Source organism: Psychrobacter sp. CLB018 (genome assembly GCF_041222815.1).
Taxonomy (GTDB): Bacteria; Pseudomonadota; Gammaproteobacteria; order Pseudomonadales; family Moraxellaceae; genus Psychrobacter; species Psychrobacter faecalis.
The window spans coordinates 1,846,477-1,866,651 of record NZ_CP166085.1; the positions used below are offsets into that span (position 1 = coordinate 1,846,477).

Here is a 20,175-nt window from a genome sequence, read left to right on the forward strand (position 1 = left end):
TTATAAGCCGACTTCATAAGAAAACGAGATAAGAAAGTGGACTGGCGCTTACAGACCAGCAAAAATAAGGACGGTCGAAAAAAGCAGCAGTTATATCGTCATAGTGTAACATGCCAAGCGCCTAAGCCCTACAGAAGCTGCGTGTTATCTGCGATTTTATCGTTACCTTCTTTTCAAAGGTGGTGAGCCGTGTTAAAAATCTATGAAAAGTGATAAAAGTTAAGCCGCCAGCCGATGGCATTGTTTGGTAGATTAGCTCTCTAAAATATGACATGGCTGTAATTTACTGTATATTTGTCCTTGTCAGCCATATTCAATATCGCTCGTGACGACGGCTCATGCTAAACTACAGACCGAAGCTAACACAGATAAAGCATTAGGCCTTTAACTACAAAATAGATAACGAAAAAATAGACGAAGCATGCGTTATTCTATAAAGTAAGCGTTGTTTTGCTGTATGCTATGGCACTGATTTTTAAAATAAGAACTTTTAAAATAATTTATTTTATTAATATTGGCAAAACTGCATTTGATAAAACGATGTGGATAATAAGTGCGCTAATTGCTAGCGCTTACTTAGTAGCCGACCGTTAATGGATGCCGCCAGCATCGTTTTTTATTATTACCCTTATTACCCTTTTATAATTTAGCCTAATAGCGTCGCTGCTATTACGCGTCTTGTGTCGGAGAAGAAGTATGCAAGCTGTTGGCAATACGTTTATCAAACTGTCCTCAATCACCTTACTGGCGTTAAGCGTCAACTTGGTGGGTTGTCAAACGTTTAAAAACCTAACTGGCGGTAAAGACGTGGATGCGGTTGCCACTGCTGAGAAGTCTGAGCAAGGTTATTATAATGACGCCATCGCTCAGATTGATAAGGGTCGCTATACGCAAGCTATCGAAGATTTGAACAATCTGCGCACTTTTTATCCAACGGGACAATATGCCGAACAAGCCTTGCTTGATGTGATGTACGCCCAATACGAAAGTGGGAAGTTCGAGGCGGCTGCGGCCAGCGCTGAGCAATTTATTAGCCTATATCCTTCTAATCCGCAAGTCAGCTATGCTTACTACGTGCGCGGCGTGGCCAATATGCAAGGCTCGTCTGAAGGTCTAAAATTGTTTAAGCTCAATCAAGCTGAGCGTGATACCGCCTATTTGCGTATTGCCTTTGCTAACTTCCAAGAGCTTATCAATAAATACCCAAACAGTCCTTACGCGCCCGATGCTGCTCAGCGTATGACCTTTATCTATAATCAGTTTGCCGAAAGCGAGATGAGTGCAGCCAACTGGTATGTCGAGCGTGAAGCCTATGTCGCTGCGGTCAACCGAGCTAAATGGGTATTCCAATATTATCCATTAAGTGAATCTGTGCCTGATGCCCTCGCCGTATTGGCTTATAGCCATGAAAAGCTCGGTCTTAATGACTTAGCAAATGAGTATAAGACGCTATTGCAAATCAACTATCCAAACATGCTCAGCGCTGATGGACGCGTCAAGCTCAATACCAAACGTGAGCGTACTTTATTTAATAAACTCACCTTTGGACAATTAAACCGCTTTAATAAAGATACCTCGGTTGCGTCAGGTAACTACAATGGCGCCACCAAAACCCAAGTGATTCGCAATGCCAATCAATTAAGATTGCCGAGTGATAATGCGGCTGCAGCAAATGCTAACGCACCGTTAAATATGTCTCCTAAGCGTGCCAATAGTGGTATCAATGTAGGCTTAGGTTTGCCTGAAGCATCGACCGAGCGCGTGACGAGCCAATCGAGCACTGGCGATACTGCTAGAGAAGCCGATGTCGACCCACAAAACATGAATCCTGTACGCCGTACTACATTACCTGCTGAGTAAATTGATACGGCTCGCGTCTATTTTAGACGCTTAGTACCTATCATCAAAAATAAGGTCAACGTTCTGTTGGCCTTATTTTTCTGTTTTTACTTCTTATAATTTTTATCTACTGTCAGTTTTTTGTAGCTGATTGTCGATGCTTAATATAATCGTCCTATGGTAAACTGTTTTTTGTATGAGCATTCCTAACCATATTCTCGAACAATTAAATAGCCAAGCTGACTTAATCAGTATCATTGGGCGTCATACCACGCTCAAACGTGCGGGTAGTGAGTACAAAGGCTGCTGCCCGTTTCATGGCGAAAAATCGCCGTCTTTTTATGTCAATCCACAAAAAAACATCTACCACTGCTTTGGCTGTAGCGTTGGTGGTAATGCCATCAGTTTTTTACGTGACTATGAAAACTTAACCTTTATCGAAGCGGTTAATGAGCTGTCCAAACAAACGGGCATCGAAGTGCCAAAAGAAGAGCAGCAAAACGTCAGCTATCAGCGCGCGCCCGTTAAACCAAAAGCTAAGCCGGTAACCAAGCCAAGACTCGCTATTCAGCCAACAACATCGGCAGCGGCAATGCAACCGCAAGCGTTTCATAGCCAGCCCGTAGCTGACAATTTAACGTCCACAAACTTGCCAACTGCTGATATGCAGCCGCCAACTTATAATGATAATTATGAAAATTATCCGCCATTAGACGCGTATGATTCGATGCCTTATACAGCCGATGACTACGATACTCATTATCAAGGTGCTAACGATCAAGACGATAATAGTTATCCGCCTGCATGGTTGACCAGTGGTGGTAGTGCTGCTGATACTACTGCTCTTTATGATGAAACTAGCGTCTCTGATAAAGACGGCAACCTTTACGAGTTATTAGAGCAAATCCAGCAGTTTTATCAGCATAATCTCACCACTCATCCGCATGCCAAGCATTACTTTTTATCGCGCGGTATCACCGAAGATATTTTTGAGGCTTTTGGTCTCGGCTATGCGCCCTTTGGTTGGCAGCATCTTGAGCATCAATTCCCGCAAGATATCGAGGGGCTTAAAGCGCTAGGCTTGGTACGCCAATCAGAATCTGGGCGCGACTATGACCTACTGCGTGACAGGGTAATTTTCCCAATTCGCGATAACCAAGGTCGCACCATTGGTTTTGGCGGTCGCGCGCTTGATGACGAAGTAAAACCCAAATATATTAACTCCTCTGACTCGCCCGTTTTTCATAAGCAGCACGTCCTATATGGCTACTATGAATCTCGCCAGCAGCGCGCTGATAAATGGTTAGTAGTCGAAGGCTATATGGATGTCATTGCCCTGTATCAAGCCGGCATTTATGGTGCGGTGGCGTCGATGGGTACGGCGATTAATGAGAGCCAAATATCACGGCTATTGACATTAAACCCTACCCTGACATTGAGTTTCGATGGAGATAGCGCAGGGCAAAAAGCCGCTTGGCGTACGCTTGAAGTCGCGCTGCCTGTGCTTGGCGATGATAAAGAGCTGCGGTTTTTAACCCTACCGAATAACCATGACCCTGATACCTTTATCAAAAGTCAGGGCGCGGACGCCATGCGCGAGCAAATCGCCAATGCCATGCCGCTATCGCAATATATCTTTGCTTATTTGAGTGAGCGTTATGACTTAAGTCTGGTCGAAGGCAAAGCCAAGCTGATGTCACAAGTGCGCGCCTTAACCACTGCCCTGCCGAAAGGTAGCAGCTTTCGCTATCTGTTGAACAATGATATTTATCAAAAGCTTGGCGGCAGGCGCAATCAAAACAAAGACGCAAGAGATGCGCTGTTAGATTTCGATGGTGAGATGACCATCAGTCAGCAGCTGCAGCTGTGTTTTTTATTCCAGCCGCGCACCTTAATCGATGACCCTATCGAAGCCATTTGGCAGCAGGCAGGTATTCATGAGCTGCAGCTACCAGCGCATATTAAACAAAAAGCCTCTGCTGATATATTGCGTCCACTGGCATGGGAAGATTTGCAAGATAATGCTCTGCTCGATATCGTCAGCACCATTAAGCGCTGTCTTAATTATCTGCCAAAAGACGCCAATGCTGCGGCGCACTTTATTTTATCCAATGTCAAACCAAGCACCCAAGAAACGCTTAGCGGTGATTGGGGCGCTTTTTATAAAGCCCTTACTGCTCGTAATATTTTAAGTTTAGATGGCTTGGTCGAAGAGCTGGTCAGTCAACTTCTTGAGCGTCATATGAAGAAAAAAATTCAAGACTTGGTTAAAAACCCAGACAACATAAAACTGGCAATTGTCCGTAAGCAATCACAGTTATTGAATGATTGGCTACGCGAACAGCACGCGGAACGCTCAGCACAAATGGCCACGGTGAAATCTTAACAGCTAGGCAAAATTTTATTTATCATCGGTGGCCCTTTAAAAGCACAGCAGTTGCCCCCACTATTAATGATTATGCCCAGTTGCATATTGAGCGCCAAAGCAAGCGCTGGTTAAAAAATGATAAAAACGTCATGGCTAAGAAATAATCATCAATACAGATAATAAATGCCTGCGAGATTCACTAGCTTGTGCTTGATGAGCCTGGTCTGTGTTAAACTGTGTCGCTGTATATTTCTAGCCCGATTTAATAGATGACAATACGCCCATATTATTGAGTAGCATTTTTGGTGCAAGCGCAATTTTAGCGAACAACTTTTAAAGCGTTTTTTAGACTATTCATTTTAAATGCTTTTAGATTTTAAACCGCCATTTTAAGCAAGTTTAAGTAACGGTATTTTTTAGGTAAGCGTGTTTTGACGTATTTATGCAGGAACAGTTTTTAGCGGTTTTTTAGTATTGTAATTGTCGTATTTTGAGCCTTTATTCATATCCACTCATTTTTGTTATTATTGACAACCTTTACGCCATATTTTGATGAATCGATTGATTATATCAACGCACCCCGTAAGCGTTAGCGAGTCACAATATAAAAATGTCCGATACAAGCAAGCGAGTATTTATGAACGATAAGTCAGTTTCTAAGTCCACATCTCAACTGGCCACCTTAATCCAAATGGGTAAAGAGCAAGGGTATTTGACCTATGCCGAGGTGAATGACCAACTGCCCGACTCTATTACTGAAAGTGATCAGATTGAAGATATCGTGCAAATGCTAACGGACGTTGGCATTAAAATTTTTGAATCTGCGCCCGACGCCGATGACATCTTGATGAACGATGATTCAAGCGATGATGACATGGCAGCCGATGAGGCCGCAGCAGTATTGGCTTCGGTTGAGACCGAACCGGGACGCACCACTGACCCTGTACGTATGTATATGCGCGAGATGGGTACGGTTGACCTTTTGACCCGCGAAGGCGAGATTGCCATTGCTAAGCGTATCGAAGAAGGTATTCGTGATGTGCAACATGCCATGGCCTACTGGCCGGGTACGGTACAGTTTGTCCTTGATGAGTACGAAAAAGTACAAGATGGCGAGAAAAAACTGTCTGACGTTATCACAGGATTTTTAGACCCTGAAACCGAAGAAGATAAAATCGCCGCACAAGAAGCCAAAGATGCTGCTAAAGAAGAGCGCGAGCGTATCAAAGAAGAAAAAGAAAATCCGCCTGTCATCAAAGCAAAAGCCAATGCCAAATTGGCGCTTGACGATGATGATGAAGACGAAGAAGAGGTTGAAGAAGAAGCCGAAGAAGAAACCGGCGGTATCGACCCAGAAGAAGTTCGTCTGCGTTTAGAAGAAATTGAACATCTATTTATCAAAGCCAAGCAAGCCTTGCTTGATTATGGCCGTGGTAGCGTAGAAGCTGAAGCGGCTTACGCCCTACTTGCTGAGCGCTTTATGATGCTCAAACTCAATAATCGCTTGTCAGACCAAGTCATGGCAATCATGCATGATGTCTATGATGATGTGCGTAAGCATGAGCGTCAAATCATGCGTTTGGTAATTCGCCGTGGCCGTATGCCGCGTGACGAGTTCCGTAAGACATTCCCAAGCAATGAAACCAACGTCGATTGGCTGATTGAACGTATTAAAGGTAAGCCTGCGTTTGCCGGTACGCTAGAAAAAGTCGCCGACGATGTGATTTTATTGCAGCGCCGCATTCGTGACTACGAGCAGCAGCTCGATATGAAAATCCACGATATGAAAGACGTCGCACGCCGTATGGCTGTCGGTGAAGCTAAAGCACGCCGCGCCAAAAAAGAAATGGTCGAAGCTAACTTACGTCTTGTTATCTCTATCGCTAAAAAATATACCAACCGTGGTCTGCAATTCTTGGACTTAATCCAAGAAGGTAACATCGGTCTGATGAAAGCGGTCGATAAATTTGAATATCGTCGTGGTTATAAGTTCTCAACTTATGCGACATGGTGGATTCGTCAGGCAATCACCCGCTCTATCGCTGACCAAGCGCGCACCATTCGTATTCCTGTGCATATGATTGAGACTATTAATAAGATAAACCGTGTCTCTCGTCAGTTGCTACAAGAAATGGGACGTGAGCCTACACCTGAGGAATTGGGCGAACGCTTAGAGATGGACGAAGTCAAAGTCCGCAAAGTGCTCAAAATTGCCAAAGAGCCTATCTCAATGGAAACGCCAATCGGTGATGATGAAGATTCGCACCTAGGTGATTTCATCGAAGATGGTACAATTTCAAGCCCAGTTGACGATGCGACGGCGGCTGGTTTGCAAGAAGCCACGCGTGATGTCTTGAGCAATCTGACTGAGCGTGAAGCACGCGTGCTTAAAATGCGCTTTGGTATCGATATGCCAACCGATCATACGTTAGAGGAAGTCGGTAAGCAGTTTGATGTCACGCGTGAGCGTATCCGTCAGATTGAGGCAAAAGCTTTGCGTAAATTGCGTCATCCTTCACGTTCTGAGCATCTGCGCTCGTTCTTAGAAAATGACTAATTTATCTAGACAGGATTCATTGTCTAAAAATTTCTTAAAATTACATCAAAAAAGCTGAGCATGTCTCAGCTTTTTTGTGCCCGTTATTTGATGGCGGTTATTTAATAGCTATTAGCTTATGCTATTAACTTATCTAATCAAAATATCCTAAAAACGCTGCGTTATTGCTGATATCAATTTTTTATAGCCTCTGTCTGCGCAGGCACAGCAAGCAAGAAAAATTGCTATCAGCAGCAGTATACTTAGAATTACTACAAGATGCGCTCGAGTCAGAATGTGCATTTATTGAATCATGCTTTGCGACGACTGGTGAATTTCCTGCTCCCGGTGAAGCATATTGCCAAGCGTTTGAAGTACGTTATAAAAGCGCAATTACCTTACGGTTTTTAATTCGCATGGCCTATGCCGCACCTGCGCATTTGACTAATACCAGCGCGGCGACTTTTAATGTCTATATAAAGGTGTTGACTGAGCAAATACAGCTGGCTCTGAAGCCTTATGAGCTTGATGCTGGGCAGCTAGCGCTTTATACCGACGCCTATTTAGGTGTTATCGATAGCTTAAGTGTGGAGCTGCTATATGCAGAAGGGTTATATGAGCGCCGTTTTAAAGCCATGCTAATGCTCTATCATACAGCTATTGCACAGCTTAATAAAAAATAGCTTTTTAAATGTAAAACAATTTTATTAATGGTTATTTGAGCATCACTTGCTAATGATGACTGATCTCGCCTATCATAGGGACGCTCGGTTGTCTTATAACCATAAAGACCAACATTTGAGTCATAAAAACCTTGTCGGGGTGCTTTGATTTTGACGCTTTAACTACCATCAAAATCATGGCTGAGAGTTACCCGCGAACCTGATGCAGTTAGCACTGACGTAGGAAACAAGCGTGTCGATATATAAGTCACAATTACTTTATATTTTGCCAATCTATTTAACCTAGACTGGCAAATTTATTGTGCCTTATTATCTCTTTTTTTCTGCCATTTTCTTACTGCACTTTATAACAGTAAGTGAAAACTATGGATTACCAAACACTACGCAATAACTGTCCGACTTGGGATGCTTATATTGGACATGATTTTGTCAATCAACTGGCAGCAGGAACGCTCGCCCCTGACAGCTTTCGCCATTACCTTGTGCAAGACTATTTATACTTAATTCACTATACCCGCGTGATAGCGCTGAGCGTATATAAGAGCGACACGCTGGCACAAATGCGCGTCGGTCAAGCCGGTATCAACGCCATGCTTGATTTAGAAATTGGCATGTATTTAGACTTTTGTCAGCAGTGGGGAATCGCGCTTGAGGAAGTTGAAAACGCTCCTGAATCGCCAGCCACCATTGCCTACAGCCGTTATATCTTAGATGCGGCAATGTCAGGCTCGCTAGCTGAACTGTATGCTGCAATTGCACCTTGCTTGATGGGTTATGGGGAAATTGGTAAACGTATTAAAGAACAAGGCTTTGTCGCGGGCAATCCTTATCAACCATGGATAGATGTCTTTGCCAGTGATGAATTCCAAACCATTACTGCACAAAATGAAGCGCATATTAATAAGCTGCTGACAGACGCTAGCGCTACTCAAGCAGACAAATTTCAACGCTTATTTAACACCGCATCTCGAATGGAAGTCAATTTTTGGCAGCAGGCGTTAGATTTGTCTTAATTTATAAACAATCTGACTTGGTTCTAAAAAAACCCTCTAGAATCAAAAACAATGATCAATAATAACGATCCACAAGGAAAAACATCATGGCAGCATTCGATGAACACGCAAGCGCGTATGACAGTTGGTTTTTTGACAATCAAAACTTGCTCACCAGCGAACTAAAACTGGTTGCTCATTTCTTGGATAAAGACAGCGAGATATTGTCTGTCGGCTGTGGTAGCGGACTGTTTGAGTCTCTACTGGCAAAAGACTGTGACATTCATATCAAATACGGTATTGAGCCGTCAAAAGACATGGCAGCAGTTGCAGAAAAGCGCGGTATGCAAGTCGATATCAGCCCTGCCGAAACCTGCGAGATTGAGCCCAATAAGTTTGACATCATCATGTTTAACGGCAGCGTCAGCTATATCAGCGATTTAGATGCCTGTATCAAAAAAGCCTTTGACGCTCTAAAAACGGGCGGCAAACTTATTCTGATTGATGTACCAAAAGAAAGTGGCTTTGCCAGCTTATATAACCTTGCCAGCGCGGTAGATACGTGGGAGCATCCACTACTTGCGCACATCTCGCCTGCTGATCCTTATCCTATCGAGCTGGTTAAGTCAGCTAACTGGCGTACCTCTGATGAAAAAATCGCCTTAATGCAAGCCAATGGTTTCGTTGATTTTGAATATGCGCAGACTTTATTGACCCATCCTATGTATGCCAACGACAAGGTACAAGAGGTCATCGAAGGCTATGATCGCGGCGACTACGTGGCAATTTGTGGTTATAAAAAATAACGGTTTTAATGTGCGTTATCGCTGGCTGACACTTGAATAATACGCCGAACGCCCTTATAAATGGTGCATAAAGCGCTTATCATATTTCAATAAAAAATAAGGACCACATCATGACTGATGATCCAAAAGACACCACTACTCCAAACACTGACAACTCGAGCACCGAAAGTCAAGGCAGCAATGCTAGTCCAACGTCGAAAAGAGAAGTTAAAGTGACAGAATTGGTCGCTAATGACGGTATCTTAAAAGGCAAAAAAACCGATGTGCAAAACCCTGAGCTGTGGGAGTTCCCAATGAACTATCCAATGAGCATCATCGGTCATGAAGGTGAGCACGAAAGCTTGCTTAATGAAGTGAAGCTTATCTTGGGTAGCCAATTCCCTGAGTTTGATTTGGCCTCTATGGAAGTCAAACCATCAAAAACAGGACGCTTCCATTCGGTACGTGCCAATTTATACTTAACCACCGTTGAGCAAGTGAACACGCTTTATGCGGCGCTTGATAATGCAAGAACCGTACGTATGGTGGTTTAACGGTAGTTTTGCTAATTTTATAAAATCTAGCCCGTTTTTCATCCGAATCGTCACTCATATGGGTGGCGATTTTTTATTGTCTGCGGTACAATCTCCACCCGAAATATAACTGCTATTTAGACAATTGGCCTTTATAAATTTAGCCAACAATAAAAAGTAAATTCGCGCCATTTTTTACAAAACTTTTATTATTTTTCTTATCGGCGTCTAACCCTTATCCCATCGTCCTTTGCCAAAATTTGGACACGCTTTACCCTCGCATCAACATAGTTTGCCCTTAAAATCAATATAGCATTTTCAAAATTTTCCCGCTATATTGTGTCCACCTGCTAACAAATACGCTATATGTAGTGCTCAGTGATTTAAACCGTCACTATGAGCTGCGGCATCGTTTTGCCTAAAAAAACCTACCATAACAGGATGTCTTGTCTTAAAACAGATAGCGTCTGAAAGATAGCGTGACAAAGCATGTCTGCCAGATTTAACCGCGCAGCAGCCTATAAAGCAACATTATAAATAACTACCTAGCAATCAACTTACGAGGTCAGCATGACACATATCGATAATATCAAAGTAACCAAACGTGATGGACGTTTAGAGCCCATTGATTTAGACAAGATTCATAAGGTTATCGAGTGGGCAGCTCATGATTTAGATAATGTGTCGGTATCGCAAGTTGAGCTAAAGTCGCATATTCAGTTTTATGACGGTATCAGAACGCGTGATATTCACGAAACCATCATCAAGTCAGCCGCCGACCTTATTTCTGAAAGCACACCTGACTATCAGTATTTAGCCGCGCGTTTGGCGATCTTCCATTTACGTAAAATTGCTTATAACAAATTTACCCCGCCGCATCTGTATGACCATGTCAAAACGTTGACCGATGCTGGTAAATATGACGAACATATCCTAGCCGACTATAGCCGCGCAGAATTTGATGAATTAGAAGAGTACCTCGACCACTGGCGCGATATGAATCTGGCTTATGCCGCCGTTGAGCAAATGGCGGGCAAATACCTTGTCCAAGACCGCGTGACCAAAACCGTTTACGAGAGCCCGCAGTTCTTATATATGCTCGTTGGCATGTGTTTGTTTGCCAATTATGACAAGGGCGAGCGCTTAAGCTATGTCAAACGCTTTTATGATGCGACCTCACAATTTAAAATCTCGCTACCAACGCCTATCATGTCGGGTGTACGTACCCCATCGCGCCAGTTTAGCTCGTGTGTCCTAATCGAATGCGGTGATAGCCTAGACTCTATCAACGCCACCACCAGTGCCATCGTCCGTTATGTCTCGCAGCGCGCTGGAATCGGCATCAACGCTGGTCGTATCCGCGCCCTTGGTAGCCCTATCCGTGGCGGCGAAGCACAGCATACTGGCTGTATTCCATTTTACAAACTGTTTCAGACAGCGGTGAAATGCTGCTCACAAGGCGGCGTGCGTGGCGGTGCGGCGACGTTATTTTATCCATTATGGCATTTAGAAGTTGAGTCATTATTGGTGCTAAAGAACAACCGCGGCGTTGAAGACAACCGTGTCCGTCATATGGACTACGGCGTCCAGCTAAATAAAACCATGTATACCCGTTTGATTAAAGGTCAAGATATCTCGCTGTTTTCACCGTCCGACGTTCCGGGTTTGTATGATGCCTTCTTTGAAGATCAAGACACCTTTGAAGAACTATATACCAAGTATGAAAACGACCCTAATATCCGTAGCCGTCAAATTCCAGCAACGGAATTGTTTAGTCTGATGATGCAAGAGCGCGCCAGCACTGGTCGTATCTATATCCAAAACGTCGACCATTGCAACACGCATAGCCCATTTGACCCGACAGTTGCGCCGATTCGCCAGTCAAATCTATGTATGGAAATCGCGCTACCAACAAAGCCACTTGATAATATCAATGATGAAACTGGCGAGATTGCCCTTTGTACGCTATCAGCAGTCAACTTAGGTAAAGTTGAAAACGTTAGCGACATCGAAGAGCCAGCCGAACTCATCGTCCGTGCGCTTGATGCCCTGCTCGACTATCAAGACTATCCGGTCAAAGCCGCTGAAAATGGCAGTATGCGTCGCCGTACCTTAGGTGTTGGCGTGATTAACTATGCGTATTATCTTGCGAAAAATGGCGTACGCTATTCAGACGGCAGCGCGCTTGGTCTGACCCATCAAACCTTTGAAGCGCTACAGTATTACCTCTTAAAAGCCTCGAACAAATTGGCCAAAGAGCAAGGCGCTTGCCCTGCCTTTAATGAGACTACTTACTCGCAAGGTATCCTACCGATTGATACCTATAAAAAAGACTTGGATCAAATCTGCCAAGAGCCGCTACATCTCGATTGGGAAACGCTACGAGGTGAAATCACCACTCACGGTCTGCGCAACTCTACTCTAACTGCTTTAATGCCGTCTGAAACTTCTAGCCAGATTGCCAACGCCACCAATGGTATCGAGCCACCACGCGGTCTGGTATCTATCAAAGCGTCAAAAGATGGTATCTTAAAGCAAGTAGTACCTGAGATTGACAAGCTAAAAGGTCAGTACGAGCTACTATGGCAAATGCCGAACAATGACGGTTACCTAAAGCTGGTCGCTATCATGCAAAAATTCGTCGACCAAAGTATCTCTGCCAATACCAACTACGATCCTGTTCGTTATGAAGGTGGCCGTGTACCGATGAAGATATTGCTTAAAGATTTGCTAAATGCGTATAAGCTTGGCGTGAAGACGTTGTACTACCATAACACTCGTGATGGTGCGAACGATGCGCAAGCGGATATGGAAGATGATTGTGCTGGTGGGGCTTGTAAGATTTAAGGTGAGAACCGTTAAAAAATTGCATGTCAATTTTAGGTTCGCAAGAGAAATTCTTTAAATAGAATTTCTGATGGATGGCGGGTTTGGCTTTTGGGTTAAACCTGCTCTTTTATTATATACAGATTAACTATTTATAACATATCCTTAAAATTATTTAATATGAAAATCAAGGAAGAGAAGCTGAAATGCAATGGAAACAGTTAATTATAGGAGCCCTTATTACTCTTGCAGTAACCGTTACAGGTGGTGTGCTTGTATACTACATTACTCAAGATAACGACACTATAAAATCAGAATCATTAACGTATCAAACTAAGAGTCAAATAGCTTTTGAAGGTGATGATAACAGTTTATCTATAGGTTTTATAGATTTTGCGAATATTGGTAATCAACCTGCTAAAGATGTTGTTGCAACATTCATCTCTGAATCCGCAGAAATCAAAGAATTTAAGCCTGAAAGTAAAGAGGGTGCAAAATTAAGTTTTGAAATTTCAGATGATAATAAAACAGCTACTATATTTATAGATAATTTACTACCTAAAGAAATAGTTTCAGTTAACTATTTATTAACTAATACTTCAGATGTTAATTTCAGTCTAAGAAGTAATGAAAGCATTGGTAAAGAAGGTCCCACTCAAACTATTAAGAAAAATAAAGATTTTAATTTTTCTACTTTAGTCGAAGTTTTTGTACCTTTGATTTTGTTAGCTATTTTTATATCGGTATTAGTATCTAAACTAGGCAGAAGTTATACTTACTCAATACCATCGTGTAAAAACAATGTTGCTTTTGCACTTCTTCATGAAGGAGAATTAACCGAAGCTGCATCTATACTATCTTCTGCTATATCTAATGGCGAAGACGGGTCATATGCACTTTCCAACTATGCAGTAGCATTAGCAGTTATGGGGGATTTAGATAGAGCAAGAGCATATATAAAAGCTTCTAATACTTTAGTGTCTAAAAAAAATGAACTTATATTCTATTATTTGAATGATGCTATAGTTTCATACTATGAAGGAAGAAAGACTGAATGTAATAATCTATTAAAAAAATCGCTAGATCTTAGTACAAAAAATATTATATCGCATTATAAAAATAGTGTAATAATAAGTAAAATTATTGAAGATAATGACATAGATATTAGTCTAGAGAATTAATCTAACAATATAATTTAAGCAGGATTTTCTATTACTTTAATAGTAACTTTGCGAGATTGAGAAGCTGGGTTAAAAACCCAGCCTACGCAAAAATACACTCGACTCTATAGTTGGCGTTTGCTCATAATATAGATAAACCGTGCAAACGGTGCTTAAAAAGCCCCCTACAAATCACGTTTAATTAGTAGATTTAATTAGAAAGAGCATCAATGCTACAGCAAGGCTTTTTAGCCGCGACTATAGCGGTATCCTGCTGACGACGATGGCGATGCAGTCCGTGACTGAGCGTAGTATCGAGACAACAGGAATGCGGTCAGACACGATAGACTGCACGCCAGCGGCTAAGCAGATACAAGCGGTAGGCGGGATTGGCTACCGCAAATATTTAATTTAACACAATAACAATTAAGACCTAATTTTCGTGCTAATATTAGCCCTATATTTAGAGCATATTTTTAGCGGAGAATGAATCATGCAACCAATATTTGCGACACAGACAGCCAGTATCTCAGAGCTGAAAAACAACCCTTCGGCACTGATTAGACAGTCAGACGGTGAGTCTATTGCTATTTTAAATCATAATAAACCGGTGGCTTACTTGGTTTCCACAGATATGTATGAGCGCATGATGGAAGCGATGGACGATATGGCATTAAGCCAAACTGTCAGCGCACGGATGAATGACGACCAAACACCTATAAAGGTAAGTTTGGATGACTTATAATCTTGAATTTCATCCTTTGGCGTTAAAAGAATGGAAAAAGCTAGCGCCCAGTATTCAGCAGCAGTTTAAGAAAAAATTACAGCAGCGCTTAGCAAGTCCGCGTGTGCCTGCGTCAAAACTCTCAGGACATACAGACGCCTATAAAATCAAACTACGCACCATCGGCTATCGTTTGGTATATATCGTCAAAGATGATGTCGTCGTGGTTTATGTATTAGCCGTAGGCAAAAGAGAAAATAACAAAGTATATGAGGCGCTTGCGACTCGCCAGCTATAATCGAAACACAGAAAGAATAAAAATGACGGAGGTCATAGACGTGCAATATACGGCAATCATCAAAGACGGTGGTTTATTTATCCCTAATGTATTTTCCGACCTAAATGATGGTAACTCGCATATCGTGCAAGTAGAAGTCGATATCGAGGACGTTCGTCAGCAATTAGATAGTAGCGCAGTAGCGAAAATGGACGCGCCAAGACCAGCAAAAAAACCCGTTAAAAAGCAGACAAAAAAAGAAGTTCAGAAAGCCGTAGACGTGGAGTTAAGTACGCTGCGTAAAAGTGCTATCGATGAGCTAGAAGGCTTAGACGATAGTGAGCTTAGCGAGATATTTAAAGCCTATATGAATGATGGTCAAGAACAGACGCAAATATCTTTAGAGAACCTATAACACCGTTTTGCCCGTATTCTTTAGACGGTATTTTAAAACTTTTGATTCACAACTGTAGCACTTATAAAGGTGGAACTATGACTTACTCGATTTTTTCCCAAACGCCAAACAATGCGCTAACAGAGCCGATGTTTTTTGGTCAGCCGGTCAACGTGGCGCGTTATGACCAACAAAAACACCCTATCTTTGAGCAGTTGATTGAAAAGCAGCTGTCATTCTTTTGGCGTCCAGAAGAAGTCGACGTTTCAAAAGACCGTATCGATTATGGCAACCTGTCGTCGCATGAGCAGCACATCTTTATCAGTAATCTAAAATATCAGACCCTACTCGACTCTATCCAAGGTCGTAGTCCAAACGTGGTGCTATTGCCGCTGGTGTCAATTCCTGAGCTTGAGACGTGGATTGAGACTTGGACGTTTTCTGAGACCATTCACTCGCGCAGCTACACCCATATCATTCGTAATATCGTCAATGATCCCGGCGTGGTCTTCGATGACATTATGCAAAATGAGCACATTTTAGAACGCGCCTCTGATATCGCCAAGTACTACGATGATTTGTACTACGACTCACAGCTTTACAATATGTATGGCGCAGGCACGCATACCGTCAATGGCAAAGAAGTGACCGTTAGCTTAAAATCGCTGAAAAAGCAGCTGTATTTATGCTTGATGGCGGTTAACGTCCTAGAAGCCATTCGTTTTTATGTGTCATTTGCCTGCTCGTTTGCCTTTGCTGAGCGTAAGCTGATGGAAGGTAACGCTAAGATTATTAAATTAATCGCCCGTGATGAGGCGCTGCATTTAACCGGTACGCAGCATATCCTAAACTTGATGCGTAATGGTCGTGACGATCCAGAAATGGTTGAGATTGCCAATGAATGCTATGCAGAAAGCATCGAAATCTTTACCAAAGCGGCGCAGCAAGAAAAAGAATGGGCGGGTTATCTGTTTAAAGACGGCTCAATGATCGGCTTAAATAAAGATATCCTTTGTCAATATATCGAATATATCACCAATTTACGAATGGAAGCGGTTGGCTTGCCAGTCGCGTTCCCGAACTCAAAATCAAACCCTATTCCATGGATTAATACTTGGTTGTCGTCTGATAACGTGCAAGTTGCGCCGCAAGAAACGGAAATCAGCTCGTACCTGGTCGGTCAAATTGATTCAGATTTATCCAATAGCGACTTTGACGATTTTGAACTTTAAACGTTTAACTTTACACACATTATTGTCATGGCTTAATCTTACTATTTTAAGGTTAGGCCGCTATCGTTTTAGTAAGATTTTATGATTAAAAAGTACCATTAAAGACAACTTTACATGCGATGGGAAAATTAAGATAAGGTTGAATTATGACTTGGGTAATGACGAGTAAGAAGCAATTCTACTTGCATGATGACGAAAGTCTGCTCGATGGATTGCTACGCACCGGACATGATATCAATTATCAGTGTAAGGAAGGCTATTGTGGCAGTTGCCGCATCAAGCGCATCGCCAGCTCACACGTTATTGATTATCCGTTTGAGCCACTTGCTATGATTGAAGAAGACGAAATCTTGCCCTGTTGCTGCCGCGTGCAAGGCGTCATTTATATCAATCACGAGCTAATAGAAAAGTAGCTGCCAAATTCATAGAGTTATGATTAAAAAAACATGCTAATAAAAAAGCGCGCTATCTTCAAAATAGCGCGCTTTTTTTATTTTTTAAATTCCACAGTAATATGTGTAAACCATACTTTTATAAAGGTGCGCCATCTCTTTCAAATAACTGCAATAGCTCTTCGCGCATACGGTCACGCTCCGCTTCTGACATCATGGGCACTTCTTCTCCATCATTTTGTAGACTAGGATCGCCCATACCACCTAGCGTTTCATCGTGAATAACGACAGGGCGCGCCATAGGTTCTTGCGCTGGACGCTCTTCTAGCAGGATTTTTACTTGCTTGTTTTTGCCTTGGCGCAGGACTTGAGCGTTAAGCGTGGTATTTGGCGCTTTACGAGCGACATACTGGATTAAGGTATTGGCATCGGTCATCTCAATACCGTCAATTGACAAAATAATATCGCCAATGCGTAAGCCACTCTTAGCCGCTGGACTTTTAGGCACGACATTAAATACTTCGACACCTGTTGAAGTTTCAAGCTGGGTTGGGTCGCGCAGCTGCGATTGGATTTCGATACCGAGCCAACCACGGCTAACCTTTCCATCTTTAATAATCGCATTCATCACTTGCTCAACGATGGCAGTAGGAATGGCAAATCCAATACCCATCGAACCGCCAGAGCGCGAGTAAATAGCGGTATTAATACCAATGAGCTCGCCGTAAGCATCAACCAGCGCGCCACCTGAGTTACCCGGATTGATCGCCGCATCGGTCTGGATAAAGTCTTCAAACTTATTAACGCCAAGTCCTGTTCGCCCTGTCGCCGAGATAATACCTTGCGTCACCGTCTGACCAACCCCGAATGGATTACCAATCGCCAATGCCACATCGCCAACACGAATAGGGTCTTTACGGAAACCAAGGGGCGTCAAATCAGTCATATCAACTTTAATCACCGCCAAATCACTGTCTGGATCGGTACCAATCAATTTCGCACGACTCTTGCGCCCATCATTAAAGGCAACCGTAATTTCATCAGCTTTTTCAAGGACATGAGCGTTGGTCACAATATAACCATCTTCTGAAACAATGACCCCAGAACCCAAGTTGGTATTGCCCTGCTCTTGGGACGGCCCACCATGAAACTCAAAAAATCGGCGCAATACCGGATCGTTCATATAAGGATGCTCGGCCATCGTCTGCGTGGTATAGATATTGACGACAGATTGTGACGCGCGAGCAACGCCATTATGATAAGAAGCAATCGGCGCAGGTGTATCGGACACTGGCGCTGATGCTTGCTGCTCGGCAGGCATGGTTCTAGGCGGCTCCCACGCTTGCTCTGATGCCGTCTTCATACTCGTAAACAACCAAATAAACGCTGCAACCACTATCAGCAACAAAACCCAAGGCAACCACGTTAACGCGCCGGCCTTGTTATTGTTATTGGTATTCCGAGATGACGACATATAAAAACCTCTCTATTTTAAAAATAGTTTTGTGAAAACAGTTTGGTAAAAACAGTGAATGAATGATAACTATACGCAAACGCTTCTCGTTGGGCAATGATGCCTAGTAATACCTAAGACAAGATTGAATAATATAAGCGCTACGGATTCTATAGATTCAGGTATGCAAATTATAACTGGCAACATCGATAAATAGTAACGTATCGTGTACCGTTTCAGTTATCCGCGTTATCTACTCTTTTACAGCACCATGCTAAAATGGCGCTATTAAACACCCTAACGACTTAGAGCAAAGTTAATTATAAACAGATATTTTGCTTATTTAGCGGCAATACTTACTGCATTGAACGCTTGAAATTTGTAAATAACAAACAATCAAGAACCGTCCGTAACGGCAACAATTATAAGGAAAGACCATGACCGAACACAATAGCTCGACCGAAACCTTAAACCAGCTTTCAAATCAGTTCTCAAGTCAGTTTTCAAGCCAAACGCCAAATAAGACGATTAGCACACAAGCTTTGACGGATTTTTGTGACGACTACTTATCAGCAGCAGCCTTTAAAGACTATGCACCAAATGGCTTGCAAGTAGATGGCGGGCGACCTATCGGTCGTATTGTCACCGGTGTCACCGCCTGTGAGGCGTTGATTGACGCCGCGATTGCTGATAACGCCGATGCTATCGTGGTGCATCATGGCTATTTTTGGAAAGGCGAGCCTGAGACCATCACAGGCATGAAAGGTCAACGTATTCGCAAACTGATGCAGCATGGCATTTCTTTGATTGGCTACCACCTGCCACTCGATGCCCATCCTATTATTGGCAATAATGCCAAACTTGCTGAGTTACTCGATATGAATATCATCGGTGCGCTTTATCCGCATGAGTCGCATCCGGTTGGCAATATTGCCAGCTGCCAGCCGCAAAGCGCTCAAAACCTTATTACCCAGATTACCGCTGCTTTAGGTCGGGTGCCATTACACATTCCCGCCACCTATAACGCCGCAACCAACGCTGAGCCTACGCAAGCGGACAGCAGATTGATTGAACGCGTGGGTATCTGCACGGGCGGCGCGCAAGATATGATTGAGCAAGCAGCATTGATGGGCTGTGATGCTTATATTTCTGGTGAAATATCAGAGCGCACTACCCATAGCGCCCGTGAGCTTGGCATTGATTACTTTGCCTGCGGTCACCATGCGACCGAGCGCGGCGGTATTCAAGCGTTGGGCGAACTACTGGCTGAGCAATTTGGCTTGCTCGTGACTTTTATTGACATTGATAACCCAGCCTAACCATTAAGCTCCGCTTGATAATCAAACAGTTTTATCTACCTACAATTGTTTTTTCTCAGTTGAAGCACTAAGTTTATTAAGCGTTAATATTAATATTTTGCGTCAAATACAGAAAATGCTGCTTAGGCGCAATCTTTTCTTATAGCACTTTTTGTCACTGGGTCAGCCAAAACAAAGGCGTTTTTTACCGTTTATAGTGCTATTGTTAAGTTTTATCGCTAATTTATTAAATCTACTTGAATAATATAATGAATATCCGCATATTAGTTCCTGAAGAAAGAATGTCTTGTCATGAGACTTCCCATTTTTATAGCTTCCGGTTATGGCGCTAAAATTTTTTTCATCGATTAAAGCTCTATTTTTTAATAAATTAATAAGGTTTTTAACGGTGATCATTTAAATACTCTCTTTGCCTTATTTAGCTGATGAGACAGTGGTTTTAAACAGTATTTTTATTTTAGCGTCGCGATAAGATTAGAGCAAAATTTCTCTGATGGTGTTTTTTTTACTCGCTAGCAGACAAGGGGTATTACTCATCTTTATCGCTGAGCAAACCATATTATTAGCCCGCTCCTCTACTACAATCGATTTAAAGAGTAGCTCGTGATTAATATAAACGCAGCAACGATTAAGTGCAGTTGTACGGCGCTTATGCTGTATAT

At 42.7% G+C, this 20,175-nt stretch carries 17 protein-coding genes and 1 riboswitch; of the genes, 16 read left to right on the top strand and 1 reads right to left on the bottom strand.

The genetic code is table 11. From position 1 onward, the window contains the following. Nucleotides 1–696 precede the first annotated feature (696 nt). The 15 genes from AB8P72_RS07810 (at nucleotide 697) to yfaE (ending at nucleotide 16,762) form a co-directional block, all read left to right on the top strand. Nucleotides 697–1,860: an outer membrane protein assembly factor BamD gene (locus AB8P72_RS07810; RefSeq protein ID WP_198328798.1), complete on the top strand. Its 1,164-nt coding sequence runs from the start codon at nucleotides 697–699 to the stop codon at nucleotides 1,858–1,860. A gap of 175 nt (nucleotides 1,861–2,035) precedes the next feature. Then, entirely contained in the window at nucleotides 2,036–4,225 is a 2,190-nt protein-coding gene (locus tag AB8P72_RS07815; protein ID WP_198328797.1) for a DNA primase, read from the top strand. Nucleotides 4,226–4,844: 619 nt separating this feature from the next. Next, nucleotides 4,845–6,764, top strand: a complete 1,920-nt coding sequence (rpoD, locus tag AB8P72_RS07820; RefSeq protein ID WP_144296886.1) for an RNA polymerase sigma factor RpoD — start codon at nucleotides 4,845–4,847, stop codon at nucleotides 6,762–6,764. A gap of 164 nt (nucleotides 6,765–6,928) precedes the next feature. Beyond that, nucleotides 6,929–7,426: a hypothetical protein gene (locus AB8P72_RS07825; protein WP_369957568.1), complete on the top strand. Its 498-nt coding sequence runs from the start codon at nucleotides 6,929–6,931 to the stop codon at nucleotides 7,424–7,426. Nucleotides 7,427–7,551: 125 nt separating this feature from the next. Then, a riboswitch (TPP riboswitch) is annotated at nucleotides 7,552–7,669 on the top strand. A 122-nt stretch (nucleotides 7,670–7,791) separates the two neighbouring features. Continuing rightward, a complete protein-coding gene (gene tenA, locus AB8P72_RS07830) occupies nucleotides 7,792–8,439 on the top strand; it encodes a thiaminase II (protein WP_198328795.1) in 648 nt (215 codons plus the stop codon). 86 nt (nucleotides 8,440–8,525) lie between these two features. Continuing rightward, the gene (locus AB8P72_RS07835; protein WP_198328794.1) at nucleotides 8,526–9,224 is read left to right on the top strand and encodes a class I SAM-dependent methyltransferase; all 699 of its coding nucleotides are present in this window, start codon (nucleotides 8,526–8,528) and stop codon (nucleotides 9,222–9,224) included. Between the two features lie 221 nt (nucleotides 9,225–9,445). Further along, the gene (locus tag AB8P72_RS07840; RefSeq protein WP_286797783.1) at nucleotides 9,446–9,757 is read left to right on the top strand and encodes a YbeD family protein; all 312 of its coding nucleotides are present in this window, start codon (nucleotides 9,446–9,448) and stop codon (nucleotides 9,755–9,757) included. Nucleotides 9,758–10,306: 549 nt separating this feature from the next. After that, a complete protein-coding gene (gene nrdA / locus AB8P72_RS07845) occupies nucleotides 10,307–12,583 on the top strand; it encodes a class 1a ribonucleoside-diphosphate reductase subunit alpha (protein ID WP_198328792.1) in 2,277 nt (758 codons plus the stop codon). A 185-nt stretch (nucleotides 12,584–12,768) separates the two neighbouring features. Continuing rightward, entirely contained in the window at nucleotides 12,769–13,743 is a 975-nt protein-coding gene (locus tag AB8P72_RS07850) for a tetratricopeptide repeat protein (protein ID WP_198328791.1), read from the top strand. 268 nt (nucleotides 13,744–14,011) lie between these two features. After that, a complete protein-coding gene (locus AB8P72_RS07855; protein ID WP_265091040.1) occupies nucleotides 14,012–14,137 on the top strand; it encodes a hypothetical protein in 126 nt (41 codons plus the stop codon). A gap of 78 nt (nucleotides 14,138–14,215) precedes the next feature. After that, nucleotides 14,216–14,467 carry a type II toxin-antitoxin system Phd/YefM family antitoxin gene (locus tag AB8P72_RS07860; RefSeq protein WP_198328790.1) on the top strand — a complete coding sequence of 84 codons (252 nt, stop codon included), beginning with the start codon at nucleotides 14,216–14,218 and terminating at the stop codon, nucleotides 14,465–14,467. Beyond that, nucleotides 14,457–14,744 (top strand): type II toxin-antitoxin system RelE/ParE family toxin, encoded by a 288-nt coding sequence (locus AB8P72_RS07865; protein WP_198328789.1) that lies wholly within the window; start codon nucleotides 14,457–14,459, stop codon nucleotides 14,742–14,744. The genes AB8P72_RS07860 and AB8P72_RS07865 overlap by 11 nt, the downstream gene beginning before the upstream one ends. Nucleotides 14,745–14,766: 22 nt before the next feature. Next, a complete protein-coding gene (locus AB8P72_RS07870; RefSeq protein WP_227678252.1) occupies nucleotides 14,767–15,138 on the top strand; it encodes a hypothetical protein in 372 nt (123 codons plus the stop codon). A 77-nt stretch (nucleotides 15,139–15,215) separates the two neighbouring features. Continuing rightward, on the top strand, nucleotides 15,216–16,349 hold the full coding sequence (gene nrdB, locus AB8P72_RS07875; RefSeq protein ID WP_144296877.1) for a class Ia ribonucleoside-diphosphate reductase subunit beta: 1,134 nt from the start codon (nucleotides 15,216–15,218) through the stop codon (nucleotides 16,347–16,349). Between the two features lie 146 nt (nucleotides 16,350–16,495). After that, nucleotides 16,496–16,762 carry a class I ribonucleotide reductase maintenance protein YfaE gene (gene yfaE / locus AB8P72_RS07880; RefSeq protein ID WP_068408173.1) on the top strand — a complete coding sequence of 89 codons (267 nt, stop codon included), beginning with the start codon at nucleotides 16,496–16,498 and terminating at the stop codon, nucleotides 16,760–16,762. Nucleotides 16,763–16,880: 118 nt separating this feature from the next. On the opposite strand, the gene AB8P72_RS07885 is transcribed toward yfaE, so the two are convergent. Further along, nucleotides 16,881–18,215, bottom strand: a complete 1,335-nt coding sequence (locus AB8P72_RS07885; RefSeq protein ID WP_198328788.1) for a S1C family serine protease — start codon at nucleotides 18,213–18,215, stop codon at nucleotides 16,881–16,883. A 416-nt stretch (nucleotides 18,216–18,631) separates the two neighbouring features. Between AB8P72_RS07885 and AB8P72_RS07890 the strand changes: the two genes are divergently transcribed. Continuing rightward, nucleotides 18,632–19,513: a Nif3-like dinuclear metal center hexameric protein gene (locus AB8P72_RS07890; RefSeq protein ID WP_198328787.1), complete on the top strand. Its 882-nt coding sequence runs from the start codon at nucleotides 18,632–18,634 to the stop codon at nucleotides 19,511–19,513. The last annotated feature ends 662 nt before the right edge of the window (nucleotides 19,514–20,175 follow it).